The organism is Pseudarthrobacter chlorophenolicus A6 (assembly GCF_000022025.1).
Taxonomy (GTDB): domain Bacteria; phylum Actinomycetota; class Actinomycetes; order Actinomycetales; family Micrococcaceae; genus Arthrobacter; species Arthrobacter chlorophenolicus.
The window spans coordinates 3,641,329-3,657,125 of sequence record NC_011886.1; the positions used below are offsets into that span (position 1 = coordinate 3,641,329).

Here is a 15,797-nt window from a genome sequence, read left to right on the forward strand (position 1 = left end):
CAGCCCGCCGCCGTCGGCCGTTAATGCAAACTTTCCAAGGAGCCTCCCATGAGCAGCACACCCACTGAACCGCAGCGCCACCTCCACCTCAATGCTTTCCTGATGAGTACCGGCCACCATGAGGCCTCCTGGCGGCTGCCGGAAAGCGACCCGCAGGCCAGCACCGATGTGGAGCACTACAAGAACCTCGCCCGCACCGCCGAACGCGGCAAGCTGGACTCGATCTTCTTCGCCGACTCCCCCGTCCTGTTCGGCGAGGTGGGCCGCCGCCCCGCGGGCAAGCTCGAACCCACAGTGCTCCTGACCGCCATTGCCGGGGCCACGGAGCGGATCGGGCTGATCGCCACCGCCTCCAGCACCTACAACGAGCCGTTCAACCTGGCCCGCCGCTTCGCGTCCGTGGACTGGGCCAGCGGCGGACGTGCCGGCTGGAACGTTGTGACCACGGCCGGCCCGGACGCTGCCCGCAACTTCGGGGTGGACGATCAGCCCGCCCACGCCGTCCGGTACGAACGTGCCGGCGAGTTCATCGAGGTGGCGCAGAAGCTGTGGGACAGCTGGCAGGACGATGCTGTACTGGCCGACAAGGAAGAGGGTGTCTGGGGCGACGCGGACAGGATCCGGACCGTGGACCATGAGGGCAAGCACTTCAAAGTCCGTGGCCCGCTCAACGTTCCGCGTTCCCCGCAGGGCCACCCGCTGATCGTGCAGGCTGGCTCGTCGGAGGACGGCAAGGATCTCGCCGCGAAGCATGCCGACGCTGTCTTCACCGCGCACCAGACCCTCGGCGACGCGCAGGAGTTCTACCGCGACCTCAAGGCCCGCACCGCCGCTGCCGGCCGCGACCCGGAAACCATCAAGATCCTCCCGGGAATCGTGCCCGTCATCGGCGCCACTGTTGGGGAAGCCCTGGAGCTGGAACGCGAACTGGACCGTCTGATCAAGCCCGAGTACGCCCGGATCCAGCTGGCCAAGACCCTGCGGGTGAAGCCGGAGGACCTACCGCTGGACCGGCAGCTGCCGGAGGACCTGCCCAGCGAGGACGAGATCGAGGGCGCGAAGAGCCGCTACACGCTGATCGTGCAGCTGGCACGCCGCGAGCAGCTCACAGTCCGGCAGCTGATCGGCCGGCTGGGCGGCGGACGAGGACACCGCACTTTCACGGGCACCCCCGTCCAGGTGGCGGACGCCATCCAGGAATGGTTCGACGGCGGCGCAGCGGACGGCTTCAACATCATGCCGCCGGTGCTTCCCTCCGGGCTGGAGACGTTCGTGGACCAGGTGGTGCCCATCCTTCAGGAGCGCGGACTGTTCCGCACCGAGTACAACGGGCGGACGCTGCGGGAGCATTACGGCCTTCCCCGGCCGGCGAACCAGTATGCCCATGCGGCAGCGCCGGAGCTCGCATCGATCGGTTCCGCATTCTGATGGGCCGGCAGCTGAAACTGAACCTGTTCATCTATCCGGGCGGCCACCACGAAGCCGCCTGGCGGCACCCGAAGTCCCACACCGAGCGGCTGCTGGACATCCGGTTCTACCAGGAGCTGGCGCAGCGTGCCGAAGCGGCAAAACTGGACGCGGTGTTCTACGCCGACGGTCCTGCGCTGGAAAGCAATGTCCAGTTCGCCACCCGGTTCCGGATCGAGCCGTTCACGTGGCTGTCCGCCATCGCGGTAGCGACGGAGCGGATCGGGCTGATCGGCACGGCCAGCACCACGTACCTGGAGCCGTACAACGCCGCCCGGCTGTTCGCCTCGCTGGACCACCTCAGCAACGGCCGCGCCGGCTGGAATATCGTGACCACCGGCGCGGAGCGGGCGGCGCAGAACTTCGGGCTGGACGAGCACCCGCCGCACGCTGAACGCTACAGCCGGGCGGACGACTTCGTCCGCGTGGTGGGCAAGCTCTGGGACAGCTGGGAGGACGACGCAGTAGTGGCCGACGCCGGCACGGGAGTTTTCGCCGACACGTCACGGATCCATCCGGTGGAGCATGAGGGCCGGTACTTCCGAGTGGCAGGACCCTTGAACACGCCGCGCTCCCCGCAAGGCCGCCCGGTCTACGTGCAGGCAGGTTCGTCCGAGGACGGCAAAGCCTTTGCCGCCGAACACGCGGAGGCGGTATTCACGGCCCACCAGTCCCTGGACAGCGCGCAGGCTTTCTACGCGGACATCAAAGCCCGCGCGACGGCGTTCGGCCGGGACCCTGGCCAGCTCCTGGTGCTGCCCGGCATCAGCCCGTACCTGGGTTCCACCGAAGCAGAAGCGAAAGCGTTGAAGCAGGAATTCGACGAGCTCACCCAGCCGGAATACGGGCTGGGCATCCTGCGGAAGCTGCTGGGCATCGACCTGGACGGGGTGCCGCTGGACGGTCCCTTCCCGCCGGAACTGCTGGCCACCGCTGGTAAGGCGGGCAGCCGCAGCCAGCTGGTCCTGGACATCATCCGCCGCGAGGACCTCACGGTCCGCCAGGTGCTGCACCGGTTCGCCGGAGCCCGCGGCCACTACGTGTTCGCGGGGACTCCCGTGCAGGTGGCGGATGAGATCCAGCGCTGGTTCGAAGGCGGTGCCGCGGACGGGTTCAACATCATGCCGCCATGGCTGCCCGGCGGCTTTGAGGCGTTCGCCGACGAGGTGGTCCCCATCCTGCAGTCCCGAGGCCTGTTCCGCACCGAGTACACCGGCCGCACACTCCGGGAGCACTTCGGCCTGGACCGCCCCGCGAGCCAGTTCAGCCGGGGTATCCAGCCCCCGAACCAGCCCGGCGCGGTCCAGCGGAGCCAGGACCTTCCCAACCAACAACCTGCAAGCCAACAACCTGCCGGCCACCAACTCTCAGGAGCACCAGCATGACCGAATACCGCAGCCTCGGGTCCACCGGCCTGAAAGTCAGCCAACTGACCCTGGGCACCATGATGTTCGGTGCCATCGGCAACACGGACCACGACGACTCGATCAGGATCATCCACCACGCCCTGGACTCCGGCATCAACATCGTGGACACTGCCGACGTCTACTCCAAGGGCGAATCGGAAATTATTGTGGGCAAGGCGCTCAAGGGCCGGCGGGATGACGTTGTCCTGGCCACCAAGGTCCATGGCCGGCTGGGCGACGGCATCAACCAGGCAGGCAACTCACGGCGATGGATCATCCGAGAGGTGGAAGACAGCCTGCGCCGGCTGCAAACGGACTGGATCGACCTCTACCAGGTGCACCGGCCGGAGCCGGACACGGATGTTGATGAAACCCTCGGGGCCCTCACCGACCTGGTGCGGCAAGGGAAGATCCGGTACATCGGCACGTCTACGTTCGAGCCCGGCCAGATCGTCGAGGCGCAGTACGTGGCCAGGGAACGCCACCGCGAGCGCCCGGTCACCGAGCAACCGCCGTATTCCATCTTGGCCCGCGGGATTGAACGCGAGGTCCTGCCGCTGGCCGAGAAGCACCGGCTCGGCGTCCTGCCGTGGAGTCCGCTGGCCGGCGGCTGGCTGTCCGGACGGATCAGGCCCGACGGCGCCCACAGCACCTCCAGCAGGGCCGCGCGGCAACCGGAACGGCACGATCCGTCGTCGTCCGAAAATGCCCGCAAGACCCGCGCGGTCCTGGAGCTGACCGAACTGGCGGACCAGGCCGGCCTCTCGCTGATCCACCTGGCGCTGGGCTTCGTGCTGGAACACCCGGCGGTCACCTCGGCCATCATTGGGCCACGGACGCTGGAACACCTTGAAGCCGCCCTGGGCGCTGACAAGGTGGTCCTGTCCCGTGACGTGCTGGACCGGATCGACGCGATCGTGCCGCCCGGCACCACCCTGAACCCGGCCGACGCCGGTTACCAGCCGCCCTCGCTGACGGACCCGCTGCGGCGTCGCCGCATCCGCTGACCCCTCCCTTAGACTGGCCCCTTGACGGTAATGCACCCGAATGAAGGAGCCCCCATGAGTGGAGTAGTGGTTGTAGGCGTGGATGCCAGCGCATCTGCCCGGAAAGCTGCGGAAGTGGCACTGGACCTGGCGGAGTCGCTCGGAGCGTCGCTGCATGTGGTGACCGGGTTCGAGTCGGAGAGCGCCGAAACCTTCGGTTCGGGTTCGGACCAGGTGACGGTCTTCCGCGGTGACAGCGCCCAGCATGTTGCCGAGTCCCTGGGCGCCTCCAGGCCGGGAGTCCAGGTCACCCACTTCGCCTCCCGCGGCAAGCCCGCCGATTCGCTGATCAAGGAAGCCATCCGACTTGACGCCCGGCTGATCGTGGTGGGCAACCGCAGGATGCGCGGCATCGGCCGGCTCCTGGGCAGCGTGGCCAACAGCGTGGCGCACAACGCGCCGTGCGATGTGTACATCGCCAACACCTACGAGGACTGACTCCCCCGGCCTGCGGGCAAACGGACAGAAAGGACGACGGCGGAACCTCCCGCCGTCGTCCTTTTCCGTATCAGAATCCTTGCACGGTCATTCGCCCCGCCCGCGTGCCCGCGAGGCACCGGCGGCCAGGGCCGCCGCAACCGCCAGGACCGCTGCACTTACCAGGAAGGTTCCGCTGTGGCCGGTGGAATCAAACAGCACTCCGCCCAGCATCGATCCGAGCGCGATGGACGTCTGGACCACCGCAACCATCAGGCCGCCGCCGGCTTCGGCATCGTGCGGCATGGCTTTGGCTACCCAGCTCCACCAACCCACGGGTGCGGCGGTGGCCAGGAACCCCCACAGACCAAGGAGTACTGCGACGGCGGCAAGCCAGCCGCCGGACGGGACCAGAACGGCTGCGATGACGGCCATCAGCGCAGGGATGGCGATCAGCGTCCGGTACAGGTTCTTCCCCAGGAAACGGCCAATCAGCATCGTCCCGGCGAAGCCGCAAACGCCGATCACCAGCAGCACCAGGGACACGGCGGCCACACCGGCGTGGGTCACCGTTTCCAGGAACGGCCGGACGTAGGTGAAGAGGATGAACTGCCCCATGAAGAACGAGCCGCACGCGGCCATGCCCCAGGCCACAGGGCCGCTCCTGAGGGCGTGGAAAATCCCGAAGATGCGCACGGGCCCGGCCGGCCGCCCTTCAACCGTCATGGAGGGAAGGCTGATCCACTGCCAGACCAGGGCGATGAGCGCGACCGGCACCAGGGTGAAGAACGCTCCGCGCCAGCCCACCACCGTCCCCAGGTAACTGCCCAGCGGGGCCGCGAGGACGGTAGCCAGGGCGTTGCCGCTGTTGAAGATCGCCAGGGCACGGGCCACTTTGTGGGCCGGCACCAGTCGCATGGCGGTAGCTGCCGACATGGACCAGAATCCGCCGATGACCACGCCGATGAGGGCGCGGCCCACCATGAAGAGCAGGTAGCCGGGGGCCAGTGCCACCAGTGCTCCGGATATCGCCATCAGGGCTGTCAGCCCCAGCAGCAGCGTTTTCCGGTTCAGCGTGCCCGCCAGCGTGGATACGGACAGGCTGGTCAGGACGGCGAAAACACCGGAGATGGCGATGCCCTGGCCCACCATGCCTTCCGAGACCTGGAGGTCGGCGGCCATGGGGGTGAGGAGGCTGACGGGCATGAATTCGGAGGCGATCAGTGCAAAGACACACAGCGACATGGCGAAGACGGCGCCCCAGCGTGCGGGGTGTTCTTCACGGCGGTCAGCGGTTTCGTGCCCGCGGGTATCGACGGTTGTTTCGTGGGACATGGTTTCCATCAAACCGTCCTGCTGAAGTCCTAGCGAGGGCCCTGCCTAAACGGGTTACAGCAGTCCCCCCCTGGCACTTACCGTGTTGAGGATGCCTGGGCTTCCACGGGCGGATTGTGGTCGCCGTCCCCGTCCGCATCCCCGTCCGCATCCGGCGGCGCCGGCTTATAGACCCAGGCCACCAGCACTACGGAGATGATCATCAGCAGGAACCAGGCCACGAGTTTCTCAAGGCCCACCGGGTGCCAGCCGGCCATCTGGCTGGGGTAGAGCCATGCCCCGGACCAGGTGGCGATGTTCTCGGCGATCCAGATGAACAGCGCCACCAGCAGGAACGAGACCACCAGCGGCATCCGGAACCGCCGCCGGAACACGCGGAAGTGCATCACGCAGCGGCCGAAGACCACCACGACGGCGGCGAGCAGCACCCAGCGCAGGTCCCAGATGTAGTGGTGGCTGAAGAAGTTGACGTAGATGGCCGCGGCGAGGATGGCGGTGATCCAGCGGCGCGGGTAGTTGGCGAACCGGAGGTCGAACAGCCGGTAGACGCGCACCATATAGGACCCCACGGCCGCGTACATGAAGCCGCTGAACAGGGGCACGGCACCGATCCGCAGCACGCCTTCGGCCTCGTAGGACCAGGAACCCACGTCTGTCTTGAACAGCTCCATGCACGTCCCCACCAGGTGGAACAGCACGATGACCCGCAGTTCTTTAAGGGTTTCGAGTCTGAAGGCGACCATCAGGACCTGGATCACGATGGCTGCGATGGTCAGGAAGTCGTTGCGGGCCAGCCCCGCACCGTCCGGATACCAGAGGCGGGCCGCCATGAGCACCGCCAGGAGGGATGCTCCGAAGATGCAGGCCCAGCCCTGTTTGAGGCCGAACACCAGGAACTCCGTGATTCTGGCTTTGGCGCCGTTGGCAGGCGATGTGGCGAGGAAGCGGCGGGCACTTTCATCGATCCGCTGCTCAACCGGGGTGGAACTACGCACTGACTCCCTGACGCTTGGCTGACCGGCTGTTCCGGCGGATGTCCTTGTCCAGCTCGCCCAGGAGGTAATCCTTGAGCCCGTGCCGGATGCCGCGCGGAAGCCTGGGGTAGGTCAGTGACAGCATCCGCATGGTGCTGTTGAAGCGGCGCTCCCGGCGGTCGTTCCACGGCAGGCCGAAGTCCTGGCGGATCCTTGCAGGCAGGAACCCTGCGGTGAGGAAGCGGGCCGGCGGAATGATGGCCCGGTACCAGAGCGCCGTGTGCTTGGGGTAGAGCAGGCCGTGGGCCACCCGGATTCCGGCGGGTCCGGCCTGGAGGGTTGCCACCTGCTGGTCCCAGTAGCGGCCAAACGCGGCCCGGTCCTCTGGCCACATGCCCTCCGGAACCTGCAGGGCTGTGCCGAGCCGCGCATAGTCGCGGTACATCACATCGGCCGTGCCGGCGTCGAGCGGTCCGTAGATTTTTTCGATGACGGTGCGGGCGGTGTCGTAGAGCGTGGCCACCACCCAAAGCTGAAGTTCGGGATCGTAGGCGCTGTAGCCGGGCGAGTCTGCGTTGTCCGGGCGCCGGACCGGCACGTGGGCCCGGTTCACCCGGCGGCGGACTTCCTTCACCTGTTCGTCGGTGCCGTAGACGATCGCATACACATAGGTGAGCGTGCCTTTGAGCCGGTTGACCGGGCGGCCTTCAAAGTTGCTGTGTTCTTCCACGCCGCGTCCCACGGCCGGGTTGGCAAGCTGCAGCAGCAGGGCACGGCCGGCCCCGGCGAGCATGATGCCCTCGCCGCCGAAATCAGCCATTCCCCGAACCATCCCAACAGGCTACCGGAGGTAAACACCACTGTAAGCAGGGGTCGCTACCCGGAAATGCGAGTACCCACCACTCATGCGCTCCGGCCCCGCGGGCACGTACCGTCCGTTGAAAGTCCTGCCGCAGCATCGCGCAGGTATGCCGACAGCAGGAGGCGCATCATGGGCCGGCAGCGGGACGCGCGGGGTGGAGGACCGTGAGCCAGGATGACGGTTATGCGCTGCCGCTGCTGGACAAGGCGGTGCTGGAACGGCTGCGCTCCGATCTCGACGACGACGAAGGGGTGTGGCAGGTATTCATCCAGGATTTCATCGCCAACCTGCCGCACCGGATCCAAAAGGTGCGCCTGACGTTCACCACCGGTGACGCCCCTGGTGCCCTCGATGCGATCCTGAGCCTGAAGACCTCCAGCCAAATGATCGGAGCGGAGCGGCTGGCCGGCCTGGCCCTGGAAATGGAGCGGGCGCTGCGTACCGCTTCCCGGGGGAACGGCTCGGCCACCGCCCTCCCCCGGCTGGCGGCCCAGCACCTGCGTGGCATCAAGCAGTGCGCGGACCAGACCACCAACCTCCTGCGGGCACTCCTGCAGGACCGGCCCGGTGGTTTCTAGGCAGGTTGTCAGCCGGCAAGGACCCCGCCGATCCGCTTCAGCAGGCCGGGCCAGCCGCTGCCCATCCCTTCGTAGGCGGTCCGGCCCATGGGCAGGCAGCGGGATAAGGGGTCCGCATTCGCCTCGGATCCCGCTGTCGGAGCCGGGGGTAGGCTGGGGGTTCGATACTGGGGACGCCAGGGAACGTCGCTCATACGGATGGGTCCGATGATGGTGGCGCGATTTGGCTCGGCTGCAATGGGGGATGCGAACTCATGGACGTCAACGTGAGAACGCCGGACGTCAACGAGCTGAATCAGATATTGCGTGTGCTGGAGCAGTGGCAGTGCGACGGAGGACCATTAGATCTGCATCCGGGCGACTTAGGCTGGTACTCACTACGTGGACCTGCTGCCACTGCCGCCGCGATACGGGTGTGGTCGTGTGGTGACACGGCACTGGCGATCGCGCTCCTCGACGGCCCTCAGTTGTTGCGATTCGCGATGGACCCGTCGCTGCGCCAGGATGAGTCTCTCGCCGTTCGCATCGTCGCGGATGTCGGTGAGCCGGCAACTGGTGTCCTTGATGCAGGAAGCGCCACCATCGAGGCGCGCGGCGCGTACGCTCTCTCCGAGCAACTGACGAAAGAGGGTTGGTTGCCCGGCGATCCGTGGACACCGCTGAAGCTCAATCTGGCGGCACCTATCGACACCGGAGGCCCCCACGTCGAGATCATCGAACCCGACCGTACCGATGAGTGGGTGTCTGTTCACTGGTCGGCCTTCCGCGGAACGCCAATCCCGCACGGACGGCTTCGCAACTTCGTAGACGGATGGCGGGCAGCCGCGGAGGGACCATTCCTAGGCTCCGCGCGCATCCTGTCGCTGTACGCCGACAGCCGTGCGGTCGCCGTCGCCGCCGTATGGTCTGCTGGCAACGGGCGCCCCGGTCTCATCGAGCCGATGGGGGTGCATCGAGAGCACCGCGGACGTGGGTACGGCACAATCATGACGAGGGCAGCCGCGGCGTCGCTTCGTGAGATGGACTCATCGAGCGCCACAGTCTGCGCAGAGAGCTCTAACGCTGGCGCCCTATCCACCTACTTGGCGGCCGGGTTCTCCGCCCAACCCGAGGTTGCCGACTGGCGACGCGGTCCGTGACGCCGCGACGGTACGGAAATCATGTGAGCCTCGAACCCGAATAGGCGGGTCAGCGGTTTGAAGATGCTTGGTAGGTACGGATCCTTGTGATCGCTGCGGTCTTTGCAGCATTCGCGAAGCGAACCACATGGCAGAAGTTCATTACGTGGCCATTTTCATATAAAACTTCACCATCAATGCTCGCTTCCCTGCCGTGGGTGATAACTGAAAGCACACGCAGCTCGACGGAAGCAGGACTCAACCCAGCACTCTCTATAATCGCAGGAATTCCGCGGCAGGACAGTTTTCCCAGGATGTCCCACTCAGCGTCGGGAGACACCAGCAGCTCAAGTTCGGATGTGTCAGCGCTTGCGAGAGCGACAGCGAAGCGGCGAGTGATTTCGTGTCGAGGCGCGTTTCCGCAGTTTGGCTCGGTAATTATTCGAATTGCCATGGTCCAAGTTTGGGCTTTCCTCCAGGGGAACTGTCAACTACCCGCGGATCCTCTATCTCATCCCCCCATTTCTGGTGGCCACTGGAATCCACTGGCTTATGAGAGACGTTTGGAACTGGTTCTAAGCAACTGACGGCTGAGAGCTCAGCAGTGCACTACTACCGACGGCACTGCCAAGGGTTTCGATCCTCTTTGGGGCTCTGGCTCGGGTTGTTCGTATAGTATTTTGCCGGGTCAAGCAGGCGGCCCGCTCTTTCTGCGTTGAATGGCCGCGTATGAGTTCAAGTCCGGCATCCGCCGAGTTGCCCGCTGACGGATACCTTGATTGCCCTACCGGGCAGGTTCTTTACTACTTTTCTGATCAAGTGTTCCGATGGTCCGAGGGGCTGTTCCGCATCTACGGATACACGCCGGGAGAAGTGGTGCCCTCGATGGAGATGGCACTGGCCCACATCGAACCCGGCGATCGCGCGCCGGTGCTCGCCTTTTGGGAAAAAGTCTCGGTACAGGGCGGACCGTCATCCCTTTACGTTTCAATCCGAGACAGTAAAGACCGCCAGCACAAACTTCTCTTTTCGGCCGACTTCATCTTTCACGAAGGAAGCCCTGTCGGCGTTCGAGGGGTCGTTGTAGACCTCACCCAGGCCATCCACACGGACCGCCATGAACTTGCCACTCAAGCGGTCGCCGCTTCAGCGCTGAACCGTGATGTCATAGAGCAGGCAAAGGGTATCCTCATGGCCCGCAGCGGAATTGACGCCGACAGGGCCTACGAAATCATGAGTCAACTCAGTCAGGACACCAACCGCAAGGTGTACGCCATCGCGCACCAGATCATCAAGGACACCGTTGTCGCCGATCAGCGCACAACACGTAGAACCGATTGACCTGCCCTCATGTAGGAGGATCTACCCCAGGAAGCCGCCCGCGAGGAGTACCCCGTGTGCCAGTATGCCCTGACCTATGACGCAGCCCAGAAAGATTCCCGTGCCAGTAATATAGGCGACCACGCGCGACGTTTTATTCATCTCATGCGCATCGGACTTGCGTCCTGAAAACCAGAAACTGACGAGAACAACCAGGGCGGGAAGCAGCGCGATCTGCATAGGAATCCCGCTCCCGCTGCGATTATATTTTCCGTCGTAGGGCAAACGGGTATCCCACGGAACATTCATGAAAACGAAGGCAGCGATTGCAACGCAGACAACAGCCCCACTGGGTGCGATATTTTGCGATCACAAGACGGCCTCCCGGCGGTGCTTGAAGCGCAACGTCATCGACGAGACAGCGACAATCAGCAGCGCGCCAACAACGCCTCCGATGGCACCGATCCACGCTCCAAGCAGAAAGCCCATTCCCCGCAGGTCCAGTCCACGGCCTTCCGACAGGCCAGCGACATACGGCGGCGGGAACAGTTGGAGGGCCAAGATTCCAGCACATGCGGCGTAGAGGAAGCAGGCAGGAATTCCAATGATCAGGTAGCGGGAAATCCAACCTTTGGCCGACTTTTGGTGTGCGATGGTTCCGGCAGCCACCAGGACAAGCCCGGGAACGCTGGACAGAACCCAGAACGCGACAAACTCAAAGTCGTTGTAATCCACGGTTGCTTTCCCCCAATACGCGCCCTGAACTCCTGACACTAGACGCAAGCGGACGACGGCGGGAACTTCCCGCCGTCGTCCGCTGCTGTTTGGCTTGGGCTACTTCAGCGCCCCCTCCCGCACTGCCGCCGGCGTGAACGCTGCACCCGCACCCGGGAATACCGGCACGTCGATCCGGGCGTGGGTGTGGATTTCGGTGACCGTGGCCTTCGTGTGCCGTGCGATCTCCTCCATGGTGGTCACCCACATGCCGTCCATGCCCTTCACCCGCTCGATGAGCTGCTCCAGTGCCACGGCTTTGGAGGGCCGGCCGGAGATGAACGGGTGGTTGGTGAGGACGAAGCAGCTGCCCTGCGAGTGGTGGGCTTCAGCCTCAAGCGTCCACATTTCCAGGACCTTGGCGGGACTTTCGATGACGCCGCTGCCGGTGACCCCCGGGTAGAAGGCGTATTGCTCCCAGTCGTCCAGCGTCCAGTCCACCGGGATCTCCACGATGTCCCGGGGATCGTCGGCGGCGACGGCGAAGCGGTAGGGGGCATCGCCGTCGAGCAGACTGGAATCGTAGAGGAACCCGCGGTCCGCCAGCAGGCCCGGTGAGTGCCAATTCAGCTCCCACCACGGCGCCCGGTACCCCACCGGCCGGACACCTGCCACCTTGGCCAGGGCCTCAAGTCCGCGGTCCATGTAGCTGGCCTCGGTGGCGGCGTCGATGCCCTGCATCGGCTCATGCAGGTAGCCGTGGTGGCCCACCTCATGCCCGCCGTCCACGATCTGCCGGACGATGTCCGGGTAGGACTCCGCGGTGAAGCCGGGGATGAAGAACGTGGCCCGGATGTCCTGGCGCTCCAGGATCTTCAGCAGCCGCGGCACCGCCACCTTGGGCCCGTAGGACTGGTGCGTCATCAGCGACATCCGCCGCGTGCTGGTGGGATCGTGGGCGATGGTGCAGGACTCGGCGTCAACGTCGAACGTGAAGGACGCTGCGGCCTTGAAGCCTTCAGGCCAGGTGATGGGGTGCAGGAGGTCCGCGATGGCGGGCTGGTTCACGATGGATTCCTTTCGGCGGGCGCAGTGCGCCCGCCTGTACAGCTGGGGTGGTGAGTGGACGTGCGGCTCAGATGACCGGGAGGGCTCCGGCGCTGTCCGGGTTTTCGACGACGGCGGGCTTGGCGTCGGTGTCGGCGCTGGAGCCGGTGACGTAGCGGACGTGGACCCGCGGGCCGAGGATCGCGTAGACGCCGGCGCTGGTGAGGCCGCCGGCCAGCCAGGAGAGGTCCCAGCCGCCCAGTGCCACGGCGATGGGGCCCTGCATGGCGGGGACCAGGCCGTACATGAACAGCCAGGTGGCGAAGATGCCGGCCAGGAGCGAGGTGACGCCGGCCCAGTTGACGCCGGGGAGGCGGCGGGTGCCGATGCCGTCGAAGAGCCGCTCGGCTCCGCCCGGCCAGCGCTTCTCCAGCCAGAAGTAGTGCACCAGCATGACGCCGCCCCAGGCAGCCACCCAGGCCACCAGGCCGATCAGCCAGGCGTCCAGCACCTCGGCGAAGTTCTCCTGGAAGATGAAGAAGACCACGGCGGCGAGGGAGAAGACGCCCACGAAGAGGTTGAGTTTGCGGCGGCTGATGGTGATGTCCAGGGCCTGCGTTGCCACGGAGAAGGTGTAGATGTTCAGGATGTTGGTGGCGATGGGGCCGTGAAGCACCATCAACAGGACCGGCAGCGCGAGGACGCCGAAGTTCTGGACGATCAGTTTTCCGGGGTCAACTTCGCCGCTGTTCGTGGCAAGGCTGGCGCCGAGGATGCCCAGCCATACCACCGGGATGAACTGGCCCAGTACCGAGGCCAGGTAGACCTTCTTCTTGGGGACCGACGTGCTCACGAAGCGGGAGTAGTCAGCGGCGTAGGTGAACCAGGTGATGCCCCAGCCGATGCCGATGGCGGTCATCACGGCACTCATGGCGGCGATGCGTTCGGAGCCTTCGAGGATGTTGCCTGCGGGGCCGGCGTAGCCCCAGTCGATCTTCATGCCGAACCAGGCCACGGCGGACATGACAGCGAGGATGATGATGGTGGGCGGCACCGTCCACTTCTCGAAGGCGGCGATGGCTTTGTAGCCGAACCAGGCAATGGCTACCTGCGCGGCCATGATGGCGGTGGCCACGCCGATCTTCCAGGCGTAGTTATGGGCTTCAGGATCAACCCAGCCGAGTGTTCCGAAGAGGGCCATCACCAGGTCCAGGATGATCCAGGTGTTGACGGCGCACCAGCCGATCACCAGCAAGGCCTGGATGGCGGCGGGGAGGTAGTTGCCGCGCCGGCCGAAGGCTGCGCGGGCCAGGACCATGCCGGTGGCACCGGTCTTCTGGCCCAGGAGGACGAAGCAGCCGAAGAGCAGCATGCCGATCAGGTTGCCGAGGACAAGGACGGTGACGGTGTCCGCGAAGCCGAGTCCCAGGTGGATCCCGAGTGCCCCGAGGACCCAGTTGATGGGTGCCAGGTTGGCGCCGGCCCAGATCCAGAACTGGCCGGACACCTTGCGGGTGCGGGCGGATTCGGGGATGGGCTGGAGCCAGGCCTCGTGGTCCGTGGCGGAATGGTCTGTGGTGGAGTGGTCTGCGTGGCCGTTTGCGTCAGAACCAGCGCGCCGTTGCGCTGAAGTAGAAAGCTTTTCTTGCATGGGGGCCTCCGTGAGGTGGATTCGTACTCACAAGGCTATGTGGCCCCAATCACAGTAAACAAGATACGATGTGTCGAACAGATTCTAGATCTACGTTACGGAATGTCGTGTCAGTTTCTCTTGGTGAAATACTCGCCCATCCAGCCCTCGCCGCAGCTGAGCCGGTGGTCCATCCGCTGGGCACGGACACGTCCGCACAGCCGGTCCGCTGGGTGCACTCGAGCGAGGTCCTGGACATCGCGCCGCTGCTGCGCGGCGGTGAGCTGCTGCTGTGCGGCGGCATCACCCTTGCCACGGCCACTCCCGCCAGGCGCGGGGACTACGTCCGCGAACTGGCCCAGCGCGGCATTGCGGCCCTGGCCATCGAGACCGGCGGAGTGCTTCCTGAAGTACCGGCAGACATGCTGGAAACAGCAGCGGAATTCGGGCTTCCGGTGGTGGAACTGCGCAAGGTGGTGCCGTTCGTGGGCGTCATGCAGGCCATCAATTCCATCCTGGTCAGCGAGTCGGCGGGGCACCTGCACCAGGCGGACGCTGCCACCCGGGCCATGGCTGCCGAGCTGGCCCACGGCGCGTCCCTGGACAAGATCCTTGGCGTCCTGGCCGGCATCACCGGGTCCGCGGTGCGCCTGGTCTCACCGTGGGGCGTTGACCTGGGCAGCGCGCTGCCGGAGGGCTTGGACGCAGCTGATCGCGAGGCCGTGCACGACGCCGGCACGGACGGCGGCAGGACGGCCGACGGCGGTGCGGGCGGCGGGAGCGAAGGCCACGGCAGCGGTGCGACGCACGACGGCGGCGCGGACAGCGGCGCGGCAGGGGACGCCGTCGGGACTCACCACGTCACGGACCCGGTCGGGGCAGGCGAGGCCGCTGAGACGCCGGACCTCAGGGACGCGCCCGCGGCTCCTGACGCACCCACCGGGACTGTGATGAGCGTGGACATTCCCGTGCGCGGCGTCCTGATGGGCAGGTTGGAGGTGCTGGTGCCGCACGGAGGGGACGCTGCGCTGGCGCAGGTGGCCGGGGAACGCGCCGTCGACATCCTTGGCCTGGCGCTGCTGCAGCACACCCCGCCCGGCCTGCACGCCCAGGCCGGGGCCGAGCTCATGCGCGCCGTGCTCACTTCCGCACCAGAATGGCGCCTGGAACAGCTGGCGCCTGGGGCAGGGTTTCCGCTTGATTCGCCGCTGGTGGTGGCCGCCGTCCACGCAGCTTCGCCGCAGGAACTGCGCGGAGCCATTGAAGCGTTCCTGGGTGCCGGCCGAATTCCCAGCGCCGCCTACCTGGACGATGCGGAACTGGTGGTGATGGCCGGGCTCCCCTGCGCCGACACGGCAAGGGTGCGGCGCGAGCTGCTTGCTTCACTGCAGGGACTGGAAGGCAACCACGATGCGGTGATTTCGGTGGGCCCCCTGGTTGACGGGGTGGCTGATGCCGCATGGTCCCTGGCCGAAGCGCGGCGCGCCCTGGACGTGCGCCAGGTGCGGCGCCGGAACGCCTCACCCCGCAGGCGCCCGCCCGCCCACGGCCTGGTGGTGCTCGACGCCGACGACGCAGCCGTGGAGAGCCTGGCACTGACAGGGCTTGCAGCGTCGGCCAGGGAGGCGTTCGTGAACCACCAGCTGCGTGCCGTCCTGCAGCATGATGCACAGCGGCAGTCCCAGCTGATGGAGACGCTGCAGGTCTGGCTCGATTCGGGCTGCAACACGGCCCAGTCGGCCCGGGAACTGCACCTGGAGCGGCAGTCGATGCATCACCGGCTGCAGCGTATCTTCGATCTGTGCGGCGGCGATCCCCGCGGCACCGGCCGGCTGGCGGCGCTGCACTTGGCGGTCCGGATGGCGGGCCTGCCCTGACCCGAC

16 protein-coding genes are annotated in these 15,797 nt (G+C 66.0%); 8 read left to right on the forward strand and 8 right to left on the reverse strand.

The genetic code is table 11. The features are described 5' to 3' along the window. Positions 1 to 48 precede the first annotated feature (48 nt). Genes ACHL_RS16495 through ACHL_RS16510 form a run of 4 tightly spaced genes read left to right on the forward strand, consistent with a single transcriptional unit; the run spans position 49 to position 4,357 of the window. Positions 49 to 1,428 carry an LLM class flavin-dependent oxidoreductase gene (locus ACHL_RS16495; protein ID WP_015938437.1) on the forward strand — a complete coding sequence of 460 codons (1,380 nt, stop codon included), beginning with the start codon at positions 49 to 51 and terminating at the stop codon, positions 1,426 to 1,428. Further along, on the forward strand, positions 1,428 to 2,852 hold the full coding sequence (locus ACHL_RS16500) for an LLM class flavin-dependent oxidoreductase (RefSeq protein ID WP_015938438.1): 1,425 nt from the start codon (positions 1,428 to 1,430) through the stop codon (positions 2,850 to 2,852). Before ACHL_RS16495 ends, ACHL_RS16500 begins: the two co-directional genes overlap by 1 nt. After that, positions 2,849 to 3,880 (forward strand): aldo/keto reductase, encoded by a 1,032-nt coding sequence (locus ACHL_RS16505; protein WP_015938439.1) that lies wholly within the window; start codon positions 2,849 to 2,851, stop codon positions 3,878 to 3,880. The genes ACHL_RS16500 and ACHL_RS16505 overlap by 4 nt, the downstream gene beginning before the upstream one ends. Positions 3,881 to 3,934: 54 nt before the next feature. After that, on the forward strand, positions 3,935 to 4,357 hold the full coding sequence (locus ACHL_RS16510; RefSeq protein WP_015938440.1) for a universal stress protein: 423 nt from the start codon (positions 3,935 to 3,937) through the stop codon (positions 4,355 to 4,357). A gap of 87 nt (positions 4,358 to 4,444) precedes the next feature. Here ACHL_RS16510 and ACHL_RS16515 read toward each other — a convergent pair whose 3' ends face one another. From ACHL_RS16515 to ACHL_RS16525, 3 genes are all read right to left on the reverse strand, one after another. Further along, positions 4,445 to 5,671, reverse strand: a complete 1,227-nt coding sequence (locus ACHL_RS16515) for an MFS transporter (RefSeq protein WP_043794792.1) — start codon at positions 5,669 to 5,671, stop codon at positions 4,445 to 4,447. 77 nt (positions 5,672 to 5,748) lie between these two features. Next, on the reverse strand, positions 5,749 to 6,666 hold the full coding sequence (locus ACHL_RS16520; protein ID WP_015938442.1) for a DUF817 domain-containing protein: 918 nt from the start codon (positions 6,664 to 6,666) through the stop codon (positions 5,749 to 5,751). Beyond that, positions 6,659 to 7,465, reverse strand: a complete 807-nt coding sequence (locus ACHL_RS16525) for an oxygenase MpaB family protein (RefSeq protein WP_015938443.1) — start codon at positions 7,463 to 7,465, stop codon at positions 6,659 to 6,661. The genes ACHL_RS16520 and ACHL_RS16525 overlap by 8 nt, the downstream gene beginning before the upstream one ends. A 206-nt stretch (positions 7,466 to 7,671) precedes the next feature. Between ACHL_RS16525 and ACHL_RS16530 the strand changes: the two genes are divergently transcribed. Then, on the forward strand, positions 7,672 to 8,085 hold the full coding sequence (locus ACHL_RS16530; protein WP_015938444.1) for an Hpt domain-containing protein: 414 nt from the start codon (positions 7,672 to 7,674) through the stop codon (positions 8,083 to 8,085). Between the two features lie 254 nt (positions 8,086 to 8,339). After that, entirely contained in the window at positions 8,340 to 9,224 is an 885-nt protein-coding gene (locus tag ACHL_RS16535; RefSeq protein ID WP_015938445.1) for a GNAT family N-acetyltransferase, read from the forward strand. A gap of 49 nt (positions 9,225 to 9,273) precedes the next feature. On the opposite strand, the gene ACHL_RS24220 is transcribed toward ACHL_RS16535, so the two are convergent. After that, positions 9,274 to 9,657 (reverse strand): nuclear transport factor 2-like protein, encoded by a 384-nt coding sequence (locus ACHL_RS24220; protein ID WP_015938446.1) that lies wholly within the window; start codon positions 9,655 to 9,657, stop codon positions 9,274 to 9,276. A gap of 275 nt (positions 9,658 to 9,932) precedes the next feature. On the opposite strand from ACHL_RS24220, the gene ACHL_RS16540 reads away from it, so the two are divergent. Further along, entirely contained in the window at positions 9,933 to 10,544 is a 612-nt protein-coding gene (locus ACHL_RS16540) for a PAS and ANTAR domain-containing protein (protein ID WP_015938447.1), read from the forward strand. A gap of 21 nt (positions 10,545 to 10,565) precedes the next feature. Here the strand turns inward: ACHL_RS16540 and ACHL_RS16545 are convergent, their stop codons facing one another. The 4 genes from ACHL_RS16545 to ACHL_RS16560 form a co-directional block, all read right to left on the reverse strand. Then, complete coding sequence (locus ACHL_RS16545) at positions 10,566 to 10,763, reverse strand: hypothetical protein (protein ID WP_015938448.1); 198 nt, start codon at positions 10,761 to 10,763, stop codon at positions 10,566 to 10,568. A 129-nt stretch (positions 10,764 to 10,892) separates the two neighbouring features. Then, entirely contained in the window at positions 10,893 to 11,258 is a 366-nt protein-coding gene (locus tag ACHL_RS16550; protein ID WP_015938449.1) for a hypothetical protein, read from the reverse strand. A 99-nt stretch (positions 11,259 to 11,357) separates the two neighbouring features. Next, on the reverse strand, positions 11,358 to 12,305 hold the full coding sequence (locus tag ACHL_RS16555) for a polysaccharide deacetylase family protein (RefSeq protein ID WP_015938450.1): 948 nt from the start codon (positions 12,303 to 12,305) through the stop codon (positions 11,358 to 11,360). Between the two features lie 67 nt (positions 12,306 to 12,372). After that, entirely contained in the window at positions 12,373 to 13,935 is a 1,563-nt protein-coding gene (locus ACHL_RS16560; protein ID WP_015938451.1) for a purine-cytosine permease family protein, read from the reverse strand. Positions 13,936 to 14,042: 107 nt separating this feature from the next. On the opposite strand from ACHL_RS16560, the gene ACHL_RS16565 reads away from it, so the two are divergent. Then, positions 14,043 to 15,791, forward strand: coding sequence for a PucR family transcriptional regulator (locus tag ACHL_RS16565; protein WP_015938452.1), 1,749 nt, complete (start codon positions 14,043 to 14,045; stop codon positions 15,789 to 15,791). Positions 15,792 to 15,797: the final 6 nt, after the last annotated feature.